Origin of the sequence: Amycolatopsis sp. NPDC004625 (assembly GCF_040609695.1) — a bacterium.
GTDB lineage: Bacteria > Actinomycetota > Actinomycetes > Mycobacteriales > Pseudonocardiaceae > Amycolatopsis.
Genome location: NZ_JBEXKX010000028.1, coordinates 18992 through 34390, shown reverse-complemented (window position 1 = coordinate 34390; position 15399 = coordinate 18992). Strand labels below are relative to the sequence as shown.

The 15399-nt window shown below is 73.6% G+C and carries 11 protein-coding genes; 6 read left to right on the top strand and 5 right to left on the bottom strand.

Annotated features, from left to right (window positions below):
• The first annotated feature begins 133 nt into the window (after positions 1-133).
• From ABZW17_RS28645 to ABZW17_RS28635, 3 genes are all read left to right on the top strand, one after another.
• A complete protein-coding gene (locus ABZW17_RS28645) occupies positions 134-3103 on the top strand; it encodes a BTAD domain-containing putative transcriptional regulator (RefSeq protein ID WP_354820813.1) in 2970 nt (989 codons plus the stop codon).
• A 159-nt stretch (positions 3104-3262) separates the two neighbouring features.
• On the top strand, positions 3263-5335 hold the full coding sequence (locus ABZW17_RS28640) for a putative Ig domain-containing protein (protein WP_354821036.1): 2073 nt from the start codon (positions 3263-3265) through the stop codon (positions 5333-5335).
• Positions 5336-5411: 76 nt separating this feature from the next.
• Positions 5412-6242, top strand: a complete 831-nt coding sequence (locus tag ABZW17_RS28635; protein ID WP_354820810.1) for a GNAT family N-acetyltransferase — start codon at positions 5412-5414, stop codon at positions 6240-6242.
• Here the strand turns inward: ABZW17_RS28635 and ABZW17_RS28630 are convergent.
• Positions 6167-6523, bottom strand: a complete 357-nt coding sequence (locus ABZW17_RS28630) for an MmcQ/YjbR family DNA-binding protein (protein ID WP_354820807.1) — start codon at positions 6521-6523, stop codon at positions 6167-6169. The genes ABZW17_RS28635 and ABZW17_RS28630 overlap by 76 nt on opposite strands.
• 57 nt (positions 6524-6580) lie before the next feature.
• Between ABZW17_RS28630 and ABZW17_RS28625 the strand changes: the two genes are divergently transcribed.
• A complete protein-coding gene (locus ABZW17_RS28625; RefSeq protein WP_354820804.1) occupies positions 6581-7333 on the top strand; it encodes a fructosamine kinase family protein in 753 nt (250 codons plus the stop codon).
• On the opposite strand, the gene ABZW17_RS28620 is transcribed toward ABZW17_RS28625, so the two are convergent.
• The 3 genes from ABZW17_RS28620 to ABZW17_RS28610 form a co-directional block, all read right to left on the bottom strand.
• The gene (locus tag ABZW17_RS28620) at positions 7330-7980 is read right to left on the bottom strand and encodes an HNH endonuclease family protein (RefSeq protein WP_354820801.1); all 651 of its coding nucleotides are present in this window, start codon (positions 7978-7980) and stop codon (positions 7330-7332) included. The two genes, ABZW17_RS28625 and ABZW17_RS28620, sit on opposite strands and share 4 nt — an antisense overlap.
• An 89-nt stretch (positions 7981-8069) precedes the next feature.
• Entirely contained in the window at positions 8070-9032 is a 963-nt protein-coding gene (locus ABZW17_RS28615) for a hypothetical protein (protein ID WP_354820798.1), read from the bottom strand.
• 133 nt (positions 9033-9165) lie between these two features.
• Positions 9166-10899, bottom strand: a complete 1734-nt coding sequence (locus ABZW17_RS28610) for a pyruvate dehydrogenase (RefSeq protein ID WP_354820795.1) — start codon at positions 10897-10899, stop codon at positions 9166-9168.
• 70 nt (positions 10900-10969) lie between these two features.
• On the opposite strand from ABZW17_RS28610, the gene ABZW17_RS28605 reads away from it, so the two are divergent.
• A complete protein-coding gene (locus tag ABZW17_RS28605) occupies positions 10970-11884 on the top strand; it encodes a LysR family transcriptional regulator (RefSeq protein ID WP_354820792.1) in 915 nt (304 codons plus the stop codon).
• A 51-nt stretch (positions 11885-11935) separates the two neighbouring features.
• A complete protein-coding gene (locus tag ABZW17_RS28600; protein WP_354820789.1) occupies positions 11936-13033 on the top strand; it encodes an ionic transporter y4hA in 1098 nt (365 codons plus the stop codon).
• On the opposite strand, the gene ABZW17_RS28595 is transcribed toward ABZW17_RS28600, so the two are convergent.
• Positions 13023-15398, bottom strand: a complete 2376-nt coding sequence (locus ABZW17_RS28595; protein WP_354820786.1) for a SpoIIE family protein phosphatase — start codon at positions 15396-15398, stop codon at positions 13023-13025. The two genes, ABZW17_RS28600 and ABZW17_RS28595, sit on opposite strands and share 11 nt — an antisense overlap.
• Position 15399: the final 1 nt, after the last annotated feature.

Below are 15399 nucleotides of genomic sequence, written 5' to 3'. Positions count from 1 at the left end.
ACCCACCGGCGGCCGAGCCGGCCGCGGACATCGTCGGGAGCGTGCCCGGCGGCCCCGCCAGGATGACGGACCGGCACTGCACCGGGCTTGCAGTACGCTTGCAGCCCCCGATCGGGTGAATGGAGGTGACCGGGTGGAGTTCCGCGTCCTCGGCGCCGTCGAGGCGGCGGCGGACGGCGACCCGGTCGACCTCGGCTCCCGCAAGCAACGCCTTGTCCTCGCCGTCCTGCTCCTGGAGACCCCGCACCCGGTCGCCTTGGACCACCTCGTGGACCTGCTCTGGCCCGACGATCCCCCGGCGAGCGCGCGCAACACCGTCCAGGCGCTGATCTCGCGGCTGCGTGCGGTGTTCCGCGCCGCCGACGGCCCCGAGCTGGTCACCGAAGGGCACGGGTACGTCCTGCGCGCCGACCCCGGGACCGTCGACGCCCACCGGTTCACCGGGCTCGTCCGCCGGGCCCGCGCGGCCGACGACGAGACCGCCGTCGCCCTGCTCGACGAGGCCCTGGCGCTCTGGCGGGGTGACGCGCTGGCCGGCGCCGCCTCGGCCGACGTCGCCGGGCGGCTGCTGGCCGGGCTGACCGAGGCCCGCTGGAGCGCGCTGGAGGACCGCATCGACGCGCAGCTGCGGCTCGGCCGGGGCCGGGACGTGCTCGCCGAGCTGACGACGCTGGTCGCCGCGCACCCGCTGCGGCAGCGGTTCGTCGGCCAGCTGATGCTCGCGCTGTACCGCGAAGGCCGCACCCACGCCGCACTCGCCGCCTTCCGCGGCCTGCGCGCCCGGCTCGTCACCGAGCTCGGGCTCGACCCGGTGCCCGAGCTGGCCCGCCTGGAGGCGGCGATCCTGGCCGCCGACCCGGCGCTGGACCCGGTGCCGGAGCTCGGGACCGAGCCGGTGCGCCCGGCCCAGCTGCCCCACGACGTCCGCGGCTTCACCGGCCGCACCGCCGAACTGGCCCGGCTCGGCGAACCGGCCGGCCCCGGCGCGGACATCCGCGTGGTCACCGGCACCGCGGGGGTCGGCAAGACCGCGCTCGCCGTCCGGTGGGCGCACCGCGTCCGCGACCGGTTCCCCGACGGCCAGCTCTACCTCGATCTGCGCGGGTTCGACCCCGACCACGAGCCGCTCACCCCGGCCGTCGCCGCCGCGCAGCTGCTGCGGGCCCTGGGCACCGACCCGCGCGCGATCCCGCCGGACCCGGACAGCCGCACGGCGCTGTGGCGTTCGCTGCTGGCCGACCGGCAGGTGCTCGTCCTGCTCGACAACGCCCGCGACAGCGCGCAGGTGACGCCGCTGCTGCCGCCGTCGGGCACGGTGCTCGTCACCAGCCGGCAGCGGCTCGGCGACCTCATCGCCCGCACCGGCGCCACGGCGGTACCGCTGTCCGTGCTGCCGGCCGAGGATTCCCGGCAGCTGCTGGAGACGGTGCTCGGGCCGCCCGCGGTCGCCGCCGAACCGGCCGCGGCGGCGGAGCTGGCCCGGCTGTGCGGGCACCTCCCGCTGGCCCTGCGGCTGGCCGCGGCGAACGTCGGCGAGGTGTCCGGGATCGCCGAGCTGGCCCGGGAACTGGCCGACGGCGACCCCCTCGCCGGGCTGAGCGTCGACGGCGCCGAGGAAAGCGCCGTGACGACGGCGTTTTCGGTGTCCTACCGGGCGCTGCCGGCCGAGCACCGGCTGCTGTTCCGGCGGCTCGCGCTGGTGCCGGGCCAGACGTTCACCGCGCCGGTCGCCGCACGGCTCGCCGCCGTCGCGGACGGACGCGCCGGGCAGCAGCTCAAGGCCCTCACCGCGGCGAACCTCGTCGAACGGCACCTGCCCGGCCGCTACCGCTTCCACGACCTGCTGCGCAGCTACGCGGGCGGGCGCGCCGAGGCCGACGACTCCCCCGCCGAGGCGGACGCGGCGCGGCGGCGGCTGTTCGAGCACTACCTCGCGACGGCGGACGCGGCGGGCCGCCTGCTCATCCCGCACTTCCTCCGGCTGCCCCGGCCCGAACCGGCGCAGCCGTTCGAGGGCACCGAGGACGCGCTGGCGTGGCTGGACACGGAGTGGCCGAACCTCGCCGCGGCCGTCGAGCACGCGGCGGGACCGGGCCCGCGCGAGTACGCGTGGCACCTGGCCGACGCGCTGCGGGCGTTCTTCCACCACCGCGGTCACCACACGGAGTGGATCGACACGGCCACGACGGCGCTGACCGCGGCCCAGGCGGCCGGCGACGAGCGGGCGCAAGCGGCGATGCGGTTGTCCATCGCGCTGGCCGGGGTCAACAGCGGCCGCTACGCCGACGCCCGCGCGCACCTGACGACGGTCCTGGCCGACGGGCTGGCGGCGGACTGGCCGGCCGGGCGCGCCGCGGCGCTCAACAACCTGAGCGCCGTGCACCAGCGTCTCGGCGACGCGCACGAGGCGATCGCGTGCGGCTCGGAAGCGTTGCGGCTGTGCGAAGAGGGTGGCCTGCCGGGCATCACGATGGCGCTGGCCAACCTCGGGTTCGCCTGCGGCCAGGTCGGTGACTTCGACGCGGCGCTCGGCCACTTCGGCCGCGCCCTGGACATCGCCGAACGCGACGGCGCCCGGTTCGGCGTGGCCGTGCTGCTGGTCGACCTCGGCCACGTCCACCGCGACCTCGGCCACCCCGTCGCGGCCGAGTTCTACGAGCGGGCGCTGACGGCCAACCGCGAACTCGGTTACCAGTACGGCGAAGCCGCGGCGCTGTCCGGCCGGGCGGTCATGGAGGCCCGGGCGGGCGACGCGACCCGGGCCCTGGCCGACGCGGCCGAAGGCGTGGAGCTGACCCGGCGCATCGGCGACCGCGGCACCGAGGCGTCGGCGTTGGCCGCACTGGGCGAAACCTGCCTCCGCCTCGGCCGCCCGGCGGACGCGGTGTCGCATTTGGCCGCGGCGCTGGAGATCGCTCGCGAGACCAGCTTCACGTGGTGCGAAGCGGCCGCGTTGACAGGCCTCGCCGAAGCCGCTTTCGCCGTGGGTGACGCGGAAGGGGCGCGCACCCACGGCGAAGCGGCGGTCAAGCTCGCCGCCCAGGCGGGCTACCGCCCCCTGGAAACCCGGGCGGCGAGCACCCTCGCGGAATCGACCCGCTGAAGGTTCGGCAGGCCGGGCAGCCGGACTTTCCCGTGCATACACGGCGAAACGGTCACCGAACCCGACTCTTGGCGGGTTCCGCCCGTCCGGGACGCAGAGGACGCTTCTCCTGGCTCCCAGGGGCGGAGCCGGGAAAGGACGACCTCCATGAGATCGAGGGTGCTTTCTGCTGCGCTCGGCGCGGCCATCGGCCTGCTGGGCACCGTCGCCGTCGCCGCGCCGGCCCAGGCCGCCGCGGTCTGCGGCGACCAGCTCGTCGGCAACGGCGGTTTCGAGAGCGGCACCGCGCCGTGGACCCAGACCAGCGGGGTCATCTCCGCCGCCACCACCGCGGAACCCGCGCACAGCGGGACGATGGACGCCTGGCTGGACGGCACCGGCAGCACGCACACCGACACCCTGTCCCAGGCGCTGACGCTGCCCGCCGGCTGCGCGTCCGCGACCCTGTCGTGGTGGTCGCACATCGACACCCAGGAGACGACGACCACCACCAAGTACGACAAGCTGGTGGTCCAGGCCGGCGCCGACACCCTGGCCGGCTATTCGAACCTGGACAAGAACACCGGCTACGTCCAGCGCACTGTGGACGTCTCGCGCTACCTCGGCCAGACGGTCACGCTGAAGATCACCGGCACCGAAGACTCCAGTCTGGCCACCAACTTCCTGCTCGACGACTTCGCGCTGACCACCACCGGGACGAGCAACCCGCAGTCGCCGGTCGTCACCTCGCCGGGCGCGCAGACCGGCGCCGTCGGCCAGGCCGCGTCGCTGCAGATCCAGGCGAGTGACCCGCAGGGCGACGCGCTCACCTACAGCGCCACCGGACTGCCGGCGGGCCTGGCGATCGGCGCGAGCACCGGCAAGATCACCGGCACGCCGACCACCGCGGGCACGTCCTCGGTGACCGTGACGGCGAAGGACCCGGCCGGCAACAGCGGCAGCGCCACCTTCACCTGGACGATCACCGCGGCCCCCGCGGACTCCACGCGCACGCCGGTCAACCCCGCCTACACCGTGAACCTGACGTCGAACACCGCGGGCGACACGTGGACCGGGCACCAGAGCGTCAGCTTCACCAACGGCTCGGCGACCGCGCTGCCCGAGGTGTACCTGCGGCTCTGGGACAACTACCACGGCAGCTGCCCGAGCACGCCGATCACGGTCACGAACGTCACCGGCGGCACGCCGTCCGCGTTGAGCGTGAACTGCACGGCGCTGAAGATCACGCTGCCCGCGCCGCTGGCCCAGGGCCAGTCGGCGAGCATCGGGTTCGACCTGAGCATCGTCGTGCCCAGCGGCGCCGACCGGTTCGGCCACGACGGCGCGTTCAACATGATCGGCAACGCGCTGCCGGTGCTCGCGGTCCGCGACGGCGCGGGCTGGCACCTCGACCCGTACACGAACAACGGCGAGTCGTTCTACACGGTGATCAGCGACTTCGACGTCACCCTGGTGCACCCGACGTCGCTGCTGACCCCGGCCACCGGGACGTCGACCGAGACGACCAGCGGCAGCACGACCACCACGCACGCCGTGGCGCCGAAGGTGCGGGACTTCGCGTGGGGCGCCGGCCCGTTCGCGAAGATCAGCACGACGTCCGGCAAGGGCGTGCGGGTCAACGTCTACTCGGTCAGCGGGATCTCCACCAGCAGCGCCAACCAGATGCTGACGCTGGCCGCCGACGCCATCGACGTCCACTCGGGCCGCTTCGGCGACTACCCGTACGGCGAGGTGGACGTGGTGCTGGACAACAACTTCTGGTTCGGCGGCATGGAGTACCCGGGCTTCGTGATGGACCTCGTGTCGACCACGGCGCTCCCCCACGAGCTGGCGCACCAGTGGTTCTACGGGATCGTCGGTGACGACGAGTACAACTCGCCGTGGCTGGACGAGAGCTTCACCGACTACGCCACCGACCTCTACCGCGGGATCACCGGCAGCGGCTGCGGCATCACCTGGCAGTCGAGTGCGGAGAAGCTGACCAACTCGATGGCCTACTGGGACGCGCATTCGTCCCGGTACTCCACGGTCGTCTACAACTACGGCAAGTGCACCCTGCACGACCTGCGGCGGCTGATCGGCGACACGGCGATGGCGAACCTGCTGAAGTCGTACGCGCAGTCGCACTGGTACGGCGTGTCGACGACGGCGGAGTTCAAGGCCGCGGCGCAGGCGGCGGCGGGGTCGACCGACCTGACGTCGTTCTGGGCCTCGCACCGAGTCGAGGGCTGAAAACCGGTTGGAATTCCCCGTCCGCGTCCGCCACTGTGGGGACGTGGACGGGGAACGGCTGTTTTGCGATGTCGGGTTGGCGCGGCGGATCGAACACGCGGAGGCGCGGTTCGTCGCCGCGTGCAGCAGCTCCGCGCGCGTGCGGCTCGGCGATGACGCCGGGTTCGTGCGCCCGCTCGCCGGTGGTGTCGCCAGCTTCGCCGAGGCGGACTCGCCGTTCAACAAGGTCGCGGGCCTCGGTTTCGCCGGCCTGCCCGAAGACCTGGACGAGGTCGAAGCGGCCTTCGCCGAGCTGGGCTCGCCGGTGCAGGTCGAGCTGAGCCACCTGGCCGATCCCGTCGTCGGGGCGTTCCTGACCGCGCGCGGCTACCGGCTGGAGTCCTACGAGAACGTGCTCGGCCGGCGCCTCGGCGGCCCGGTGGAAGCCGCCGGCGGCGAGGTCCGGCCCTGCCGGGACGACGAGCTGGAGGCCTGGCTGGCCGCCATCGCCGACGCCTCCATGGTCACCGACACCGAAGGGCTGCCTTCGCACGAAGACTTCTCCCCCGGGATCATCGTGAACGCGCTGCGGGACATGGCCGGGGTCCGGCGGTACACCGCGGAACGGAACGGCGAGTTCGCCGGCGGTGCGAGCTTCCGGATCACCGACGGGATCGCGCAGTTCGCCGGCGCCGCGACCATGCCCGCCCACCGCCGCCGCGGCGTCCAGACGGCCCTGCTGCGCACCCGGCTCGCCGCCGCCACCGCCGCCGGGTGCGACGTCGCCATCGTCACCACGCTGCCGGGGTCGAAGTCGCAGCAGAACGCGCAGCGGCAGGGGTTCGACCTGCTCTACGCGCGGGCGATCCTGGTGAAGGGCACCTCGGCGACGAGTTCCTCCGGTGCGGAGAGCCGCCAGGCTTCGTAGAGGAGCTCGGCGAGTTCGTCAGCGTCGATGCCGTCGAGGTACACGACCACCCAGCCGAACCCGCCGGCGGTGAACTGCACCTCGAACACGTCCGGGCGTTCCGAGACGAGCGCCAGCTGCTCGGAGACGGTCTGCTTGAGGCCGACCGTCCGGGTGCGCGGCCAGAAGTAGCCGAACCGCTTGCCGCGCACGCTGAACGACGAGTAGTCGCGCGCTTCCGACCGCTGGACCTCCACCAGCGTGCCGAGCAGCTGCTCGAGTTCCCGGACCTGGACCGTCACCGTCGTGCCCCCTCCTTCTCCGGCGACCACCGTAGCGCGCCGGTACCGTGCCCGGACATGAGCGATCCCGAAGGCGGGGGCGACGTCGTGGTCAAGCACGGCCACGCCCCCGGCGCGACGGCGGCCGAGGTGGCGGGCCTGCGCTGGCTGGCGGCGGCGGGCACGGTGCCGGTGCCCGCCGTGCGCAGCCACGACACCGACCGGCTGGTCATCGACCGCGTCCCGGCCGGGCGTCCGTCGGCCGCGGCGGCGGAGCGCTTCGGCCGCGGGCTGGCCGGGCTGCACGCCGCGGGCGCCCCGGCGTTCGGGGCGCCGCCGCCGGACGGACCCGCGGACGCCTGGATCGGCCGGGCGCCGATGGCGAACGTCCCGGCCGGCGACTGGGCTTCCTGGTACGCGTCGGACCGCGTGCTGCCTTACGTGCGGCTGGCGGTGGACGCGGGGACGTTCGGCCGCGCCGAAGCGGCGGTGTTCGAGCGGGCCTGCGCGCGCATCCCGGCGTCGGCCGAGCCACCCGCGCGGCTGCACGGCGACCTGTGGACCGGCAACGTCCTGTGGGACGGGCGCGAGGCGTGGCTGATCGACCCGGCCGCCCACGGCGGGCACCGCGAGACGGACCTGGCGATGCTGCACCTGTTCGGCTGCCCGCACCTGGACCGCGTCGTCGCCGCCTACGACGAGGCCGCGCCCCTGGCGGCCGGCTGGCGCGACCGGACCGGGCTGCACCAGCTGTTCCCGCTGCTGGTCCACACGGTCCTGTTCGGACAGTCCTATGCGGACCAGGCGGTGGCGGCGGCCCGCTCGTTCTAGCAGTGGTCCAGCATGGTTCCCAGTGCGTTCTTCTCGGGGACGGTGATGGTGAGGCCGTAGTTGGTCTTGACGACGATCCAGTCGGTGGCGTAGGTGCACCAGTACGAGACCAGCGGCGGCTTCCAGGCGTCCGGGGCCTTGTCGCTCTTCTGCTCGTTGAGGTTGTCGGTGACGGCCTTCAGCTGCGGGCGGACGAGGTCGTTGGCGAACTGCTCACGCCGTTGCTTGGTCCACGACTTGGCGCCGCTGATCCACGCCTGCCCGAGCGGCACGACGTGGTCGATGTCCACATCGGACGCCTTGTGCCAGGTCTGGCCGTCGTAGGGGCTGACCCAGGTGCCGGACTTCGGGGCGCACTGGGCGTCGGTCTTGACGTCCTTGCCGTCGCGCTTGAGCACCTGCTCGCGGGTGTCGCAGTTGGCGTCGACCTTGTCCCAGTGCGGGAACTCGTCGCGGCTGTAGCCGTCCATGGTCCCGCGCACGGCGACCTTGAGGGCGGCGAGCTGGCTGCGGGCCTCGGTGGGCGAGACCGGCGGGGCGGCGGCTGTCCCGGGTGCCTGGGTGGTCATCCCGTCGGCGAGCTTGCACCCCGTGAGGGACGCACCCGCGAGGAGGGCGAGAAGGACAAGCGCTCGGGTGCGCGGCATCGTGAACCCCTTTCGGATCTACCGGGAGGTGCCCAGCGGATGCTCCGGGGAAACGGTGCAGATGGCCTAGTTGAAACGATCCGAACGGGTCAAGACCCGTGGAAGACCTGCGCAACGAACACGGCGGCCACGATCCCGGCGGCCACGAGCACGGTGAGCACGAAGACGAGGCCCCACGGAACCTGCCGAATGGGCCGAGGCCGCGGAAAGACGGCCGAGCTGGCCCCCCGCACGGGCGCGATCCAGGCGGTTTCGTCGTCGACGACCACGGGCACCGGCGCGGGCGGGAGGGGAACGACGGCGGGCAGCTCCGGCAGCCGGGAGCGCACGGGAAGCCGCGCGGGAAAGCCATCGGCCAGCAGCGCGGCCCGGGGCGGCGCGAGGTGGGCGAGGGAGAGGGCGTAGCAGGCGTCGAGGATGTCGTCGGCGGACCAGACGGTCCGCCACCGGTTGTGCTGGCCGATGATCCGCCGCAGGCTGCGCGGATGGGCGAGGACGACGGCGACACCGGGGACGGGATCGGGTTCACGCCAGCGGAAGGCGGGGACGGGTGGGGGCCCGGGTGGAGTGGCGGGCGGTTCGGGCGCTGGGTCGAGGCTCGCGGGTGGGACTGCTCCCGGGCGAGGCTGGGTGCCGGACGATCCGGGCGCCGCGTCGAGGTTCTCGGGTGGCTCTGTCGCCGGGCCGGACCGAGTGGCGAGTGGTTGGGGCACCGGCGGCACCACCGCCACCAGCCCCGTCACATACTGCCCACCCTCATGCCCGGCCAGCGCGCCCTTCGCCGCCTCCACCGCCGCCCCCGTGCGGTCTCCCGGGCCCGGCCACTCCCCCGGCCCCGGCGCGTGGGCCGCGATCACCACCACGCCGCTCCGCGTGAACACCAGCGCGTCCACGAAGCGGGCGCCCAGCCGGCTCGGCAGGCTCACCCCCACCAACGCCAGTCCCGTCAGGTGGTCGGGTCCGGGCCCCCACGAACGGAGCAACTCCACCAGGTGCCCCACCGCCGGGGGCAGCACCCGGTCCTCGCCGGTGCGCTGGAGAGCCACGAGCACGCCGGCACACCTCCCACGACGAAACGGCGAGCGCTTCCTCGAAGGTAAGAGGCAACCCGCCTCCGTCCCAGCAGCCGAACGAGTGGTCGATCACCACGGTGGGTAGCCGAAGCTCAGTCCACAGTGGACGAAACTAGGGCCGCGGGGTGTTGCGAAGGTTGGCCCGGGCCAGGTCGACCATCTTGCCGACACCCCCGTTGAGCACCGTTTTCGTCGCGCCCAGGGCGAATCCGCGGACCATTTCGCCGGTGATCCGCGGCGGGATCGACAGCGCGTTCGGGTCCGTCACCACTTCGACCACCGCCGGGCCCGGGTGGGCGAACGCCTTCTCCAGCGCGCCGCGGACCTCGGCCGGGTCCTCGACCCGCTCCGCGAACACGCCGCACGCCGCCGCGATCGCCGCAAAATCGACCGGGGCGTGGTCGGTGCCGAAGTCCGGGAGGCCGTCGACCAGCATTTCCAGCTTCACCATGCCCAGCGTGGCGTTGTTGAACACCACCACCTTCACCGGGACGTCGTACGCCGGCAGCGTCAGCAGGTCGCCCATCAGCATCGCGAGCCCGCCGTCGCCCGAGAGCGACACCACCTGGCGGCCCGGCTGGGACAGCTGCGCGCCGATCGCGTGCGGCAGCGCGTTCGCCATGCTGCCGTGCCGGAACGAACCCAGCACGCGGCGGCGGCCGTTCGGGGTCAGGTACCGCGCCGCCCAGACGTTGCCCATGCCGGTGTCGACGGTGAACACCGCGTCGTCGGCGGCGACCTCGTCGAGCACCGAAGCGACGTACTCCGGGTGGATCGGGCGCCGGTGTTCGATCTTCGTCGTGTACGCGCCGACGACCTTCTCCAGCTTCCGCACGTGCTCGCGCAGCATCCGGTCGAGGAACGCGCGGTCATCCCGAGGCCGCAGCAGCGGCAGCAGAGCGCGCAGCGTCTCACGCACGTCGCCGTGCACCGCCAGGTCCAGCGGTGTGCGGCGGCCGAGCCTCGAAGCGTCGTGGTCGAGCTGGATCGTGCGCGCCTGCGGGAGGAAGTTGTCGTACGGGAAGTCCGTGCCCAGCAGCACGATCCGGTCGGCCTCGTGCATCGCGTCGTAGCAGGCGCCGTAGCCGAGCAGGCCGCTCATGCCGACGTCGAACGGGTTGTCGTACTGGATCCACTCCTTGCCGCCGAGCGAGTGCCCGACCGGCGCGGCGAGCTTTTCCGCCAGCGCCATGACCTCCTCGTGCGCGCCGCGGACGCCCGCGCCGGCGAACAGCATCACCTTCTCGCCGGAATTCAGCAGGTCCGCGAGCTCCTGGACGGTCTCCGGCGCAGGCACCGCGGGCGACGGCGTCACCAGCGGAAGCCGCTCGCTCAGCGGGCCGGTGGCCTTGCGGTCGGCGAGGTCGCCCGGGATCGTCAGCACCGCGACACCGCCCTTGCCGACGGCGGCCTGGGTGGCGATCCGCAGCAGCCGCGGCAGCTGCGCCGGGTCCGCCACCACCTCGCTGAAGTGACTGCATTCGGCGAACAGCCGGTCCGGGTGCGTCTCCTGGAAGAAGCCGGTGCCGATCTGGTTGGACGGGATGTGCGACGCGATCGCCAGCACCGGCGCGCCCGAGCGGTGGGCGTCGAACAGGCCGTTGATCAGGTGCAGGTTGCCCGGGCCGCAGCTGCCGGCGCAGACGGCGAGCTTGCCGGTGACCTGCGCCTCGGCCGCCGCGGCGAAGGCGGCGGTCTCCTCGTGGCGCACGTGCACCCAGTCGATGCCGTCGGTGCGGCGGACGGCGTCGACGATCGGGTTGAGGCTGTCGCCGACGATGCCGTAGATGCGCTCGACGCCCGCGTCCCGCAGGGTCCTGACCAGTTGTTCTGCCACGGTAGCCATACCTCCAGCCTGCCCCGGGATGATCGATGCGTCCAATGCCTGATTGGCTGAAAATCCATACACTGGACGCATGGACATCGAGACGCTGCGGCTCTTCCGGGAGGTCGCCGCGGGCGCGACGGTCACGGAGACCGCGGCGCGGGGTCACCTCACCCAGCCCGCGCTGTCCCGGGCCCTGCGCCGCCTCGAGCGCGACGCCGGCGCCGAGCTGTTCCGCCGGTCCGGGCGGGTGCTGCGGCTGACGCCGGCCGGGCACGCCTTCCGGCGGCACGCCGACCTCGTGCTCGACCAGCTCGACCAGGGCCTGCGCGAGGTCGGCGAGATCGTCGCGCCGGGCACCGGGGTCGTCCCGCTGGCGTTCCTGCACACCTTCGGCACCTGGCTCGTGCCCGAGGTGCTGCGCGGCTTCCTGCAGGAGCACCCCGGCGCCCGCTTCGAACTGCGGCAGCACGGCGAGGCCGGCCTGGAGGCGGAACTGCTCGACGGCACCGCGGACCTGGTCATCACCAGCGGCGACCCCGGGCACCCGCAGCTGCACTGGTCCCGGCTGCTCGTCGAGCCGCTGCGGCTCGCGGTCCCGCCGCGCCACCGGCTCGCCGGGCGCCGCCGGGTCCGCCTCGCCGACGTCGCCGGCGAGCCGTTCATCCTCCTGCGACCGGGTTACGCCCTGCGCGAGACGACCGAGCGGCTGTGCGCCGAAGCCGGATTCGTCCCGCGCACCGGGTTCGAGGGCGACGAGGTCGAGACGTTGCGCGGGCTCGTCACCGCCGGGCTCGGGGTGTCGGTGCTGCCGCTGCCGCACACCGCGGCGTTTCCGGCGCCGCACCTGGAACTGACCGATGTGGACGCTGCCCGCGACATCGGCCTCGCCTGGGCGACCGGGCGGAAACTCCCACCATTGAGCGAAACCTTCCGCCGGCACGTGCTGACCGCGGCCCCCACGCTGGTCCCGGCACCCCTCGACCGTCCACAAGGGACGATGTGAGAAGTGCCCTGCGGGGCCGCGGAACGCCCCGCGGTGTGACAGGGTGGAGGCATGGTCGCCGCGCTGAGATCCTTCCTGCTGTCCTGGACCTCCGTCACCCCGGTGCTCGGCGTGCTCGTGCTGGCGCTGTCGTGGGGCCGCGACCTCGGCCCGGTCTTCGTGGCGGTCGTCGCCGTCGCGCTGGGGGCGACCGTCCTGGCCGCGGTGCACCACGCCGAGGTCGTCGCCCACCGGGTGGGGGAACCGTTCGGCTCGCTGGTGCTCGCGGTCGCGGTCACCGTCATCGAGGTCGCGCTGATCGTCACGATGATGGTCTCCGGCGGCCCGGAAGCCGGTTCGCTGGCGCGGGACACCGTGTTCGCGGCCGTCATGATCACCACCAACGGCATCGTCGGCATCTCGCTGTTCGTCGGCGCCCGCCGGTACGGCTCGACGCTGTTCAACTCCGAAGGCAGCGGCGCCGCGCTGGCCACGGTCGCGACACTGGCCACGCTGAGCCTGGTGCTGCCGGCGTTCACCTCCAGCACCCCCGGACCGGCGTTCTCCCCCACGCAGCTGACGTTCGCGGCGCTGGCGTCCCTGGCGCTGTACGGGACGTTCGTGCTGACGCAGACGGTCCGCCACCGCGACTTCTTCCTCCCGGTGGCGGCCGACGGCGCCGTCAAGGAGGACGACCACGCCGACCCGCCGACCGACCGGGCGGCGCTGGGCAGCCTGGCGCTGCTGCTGGTCGCGCTGGTCGCGGTGGTCGGGCTGGCGAAGGTGGAGTCCCCCGCGATCGAGGCGGGCGTGCGCGCGGCCGGGTTCCCGCAGTCGTTCGTCGGGGTGGTGATCGCGCTGCTGGTCCTGCTGCCGGAGACCCTGGCGGCGGTCCGCGCGGCCCAGCGCGACCGGATGCAGATCAGCCTCAACCTGGCCTACGGCTCGGCGATCGCCAGCATCGGCCTGACGATCCCGGCGATCGCGCTGGCGTCGCTGTGGCTGCCGGGCCAGCTCCTGCTCGGCCTGGGTTCGACGCAGATCGTGCTGCTGGCGCTGACGGTGGTGGTGAGCGTCCTGACGGTGGTCCCGGGCCGAGCAACCCGCCTCCAGGGCGGCGTGCACCTGGTCCTGCTGGCGGGCTTCCTCGTGCTGGCCATCAACCCCTGACGGTGATCACCTCGATGCCGACCACGCACGTGTCGTCGTCGGTGTCCGCCGTGCTGTACGTCAGGAGCCGGTCCAGCTGGTGCTCCAGGCCGCCGTCGTGGCCGTCGACCAGGGTGACCAGGCGGGACACCGAATCCTGGACCGGGCGGTCGCGGCGCTCGATCAGGCCGTCGGTGTAGATCAGCAGGATGTCGCCCTCGGCCAGCTGGAGCTCGTCCTCCTGGTACACCACGTCGCGGACCGCGCCCAGCAGGGAGCCGCGGATCAGCGGCAACGTCGTCGCCGTGCCGTCGCGGTGGCGGACGATCGGGGGCAGGTGGCCCGCGCGGGCCCAGCGCAGCCGGCGGCTGGCCGGGTCGTACACCGCCGCGACCGCGGTCGCGGTGACGTGGTCGGTGAGGTGGTAGGCCACCAGGTTCAGCCAGGTCAGCAGCTGGGCCGGCCCGGCGCCGGTCGCCGCGAGGCCGCGCAGGGCGTTGCGCAGGCTCACCATGCCCGTCGCCGCGTCGATGCCGTGGCCGGCGACGTCGCCGACGCACAGCAGGACCTCGCCCGTCGGCAACGCGACCGCGTCGTACCAGTCGCCGCCGACCAGGTGCTCCTTCTCCGCCGGGCGGTAGCGGACCGCCGCGCGCAGGCCCGGCATGTCGATCGGCCCCTTGGCCGGCGGCATGATCGCGTGCTGCAGCTGCAGCGCGAGCCGGTTGCGCTCCATCGCCTGCTGCTCGGTCTCGGCCAGCCTGTCCCGCGTCGCCGCCAGCGCCACCTCGGTCCAGTGCTGCGACGAAACGTCCTGGTAGGCGCCGCGGACCGCGACCAGCTCGCCGCGGCCGTCGACGACCGGCTCGGCGACCACCCGGATGTGCCGGGCGACGCCGTCGGAGCGCTGCAGCCGGAACGCCGTCGACGACGGGCGCTTGTGGTGCAGCACCGCCCGCAGGAACCGGCCGATCGCCGGGGCGTCGTCGGAGTGCGCGTGCGTGGCCAGCTCGTGCAGCGAAAGCGGCGCGGCGTTCGGCGGCAGGCCGTACAGCGCGAACAGCTCGGTGTTCCAGGTGATCACGCCGGTGACGACGTTCTCCTCGAAGCCGCCGATCCGGCCGAGCCGCTGGGCGTGCTGCAGCAGCACGGCGAGCTTCGCCGCGTCGTCCTGGATGCGCAGGATGAGCAGCACGTTCCCGGCGAACCGGGTGACGCTGACGTCGGTCAGCACGGTCAGCGGCACCTGGTCGACCAGGGTGGTGATCGCCATGCTCTCGGCCCGGAACGGCTCCCCGGTGGCGTAGACGCGCTGGATCTTGTCCAGCAGGCCGCTCTCCTCGGCCGCCAGCGGGTAGGACTCCAGCATCCGGGTGCCGACGATCCGGCTGCGCGGCCGCCCGCCCGGGTCGGCGAACCGGACGTTGGCGTGGTGGATGCGGAAATCGCTCAGGTGGCCGCCGTCCAGGCACGGCGACAGCAGCACGGCCGGGTCGTGCAGGCCGTCGATGAAGTCGACCAGCTCGCCCAGGAAGTCCCCGGCCCCGTTCGCCGCCACCGGCGCGATCACGCCGTCCCACGTGTCGAGGGTGTGCGCGCACAGCTCGGCCAGCGCCTCCAGCTGACGGCGCTGCCGGCCCGGTTCCGCTGGCAGCGGCTCCGGCCAGCACATCTCGACGACGCCGATGATCCGCCCGCCGGTCCCGGTCGGCACGGCGACGCGGCCGCCGCCGGAGAGCGTGTGCTGCCCGATCGACGGCAGCCCGGCCGCCGCCAGCGTCGGGTACCAGACGGTGTCGCGTTCGATCAGCGCGCTGCGGGCCGGCGTGGCGACGCCCGGCGGGACGTACCGCCAGCGGGCCGCCTCCTCGGCCGAGAACCCCGCCGACCCGGCCAGGGTCAGCGACCCGTCGGGCCCGGCGAGCCACACCGCGACCGCGGTCGCGCCGAGCGGCCGCAGCGCGTGCTCCAAAATGGACTCCGCGACGCGCTGGGTGTCCCCGGCCGCGAGCACGCCGCTTTCGGCCGTGCGCAGCCGCACCGCGACCGACTCTTCCCCTTCGGCGCGAGCCAGGAACTCCTGCGTCACCTCGGTGATGCGGTCCTCGGCCGCCTCGCCGACGACGTCCGCGGCGAACTCCAGCGGCGTCACGCCGGACCGCTCGGCCAGCGTTTCCAGCTGCTTCGCCGCGTCCGACGGCGTGCAGTGGAGGCGTTCCATCAGCACGCCCTTGGCCAGCTCGATCAGCGCGCGGCCGTCGGCGACGGCGTGCGCGTGGTCGACCTCGCCGCGCAGCCGCGCGACGGTGTCGGCGAGCCGGGCGAAGTTCGCGGACACTTCGGCGGGCGGGGGCAGTACGGGGACGATCTCGTCTTCGGTGGTCACC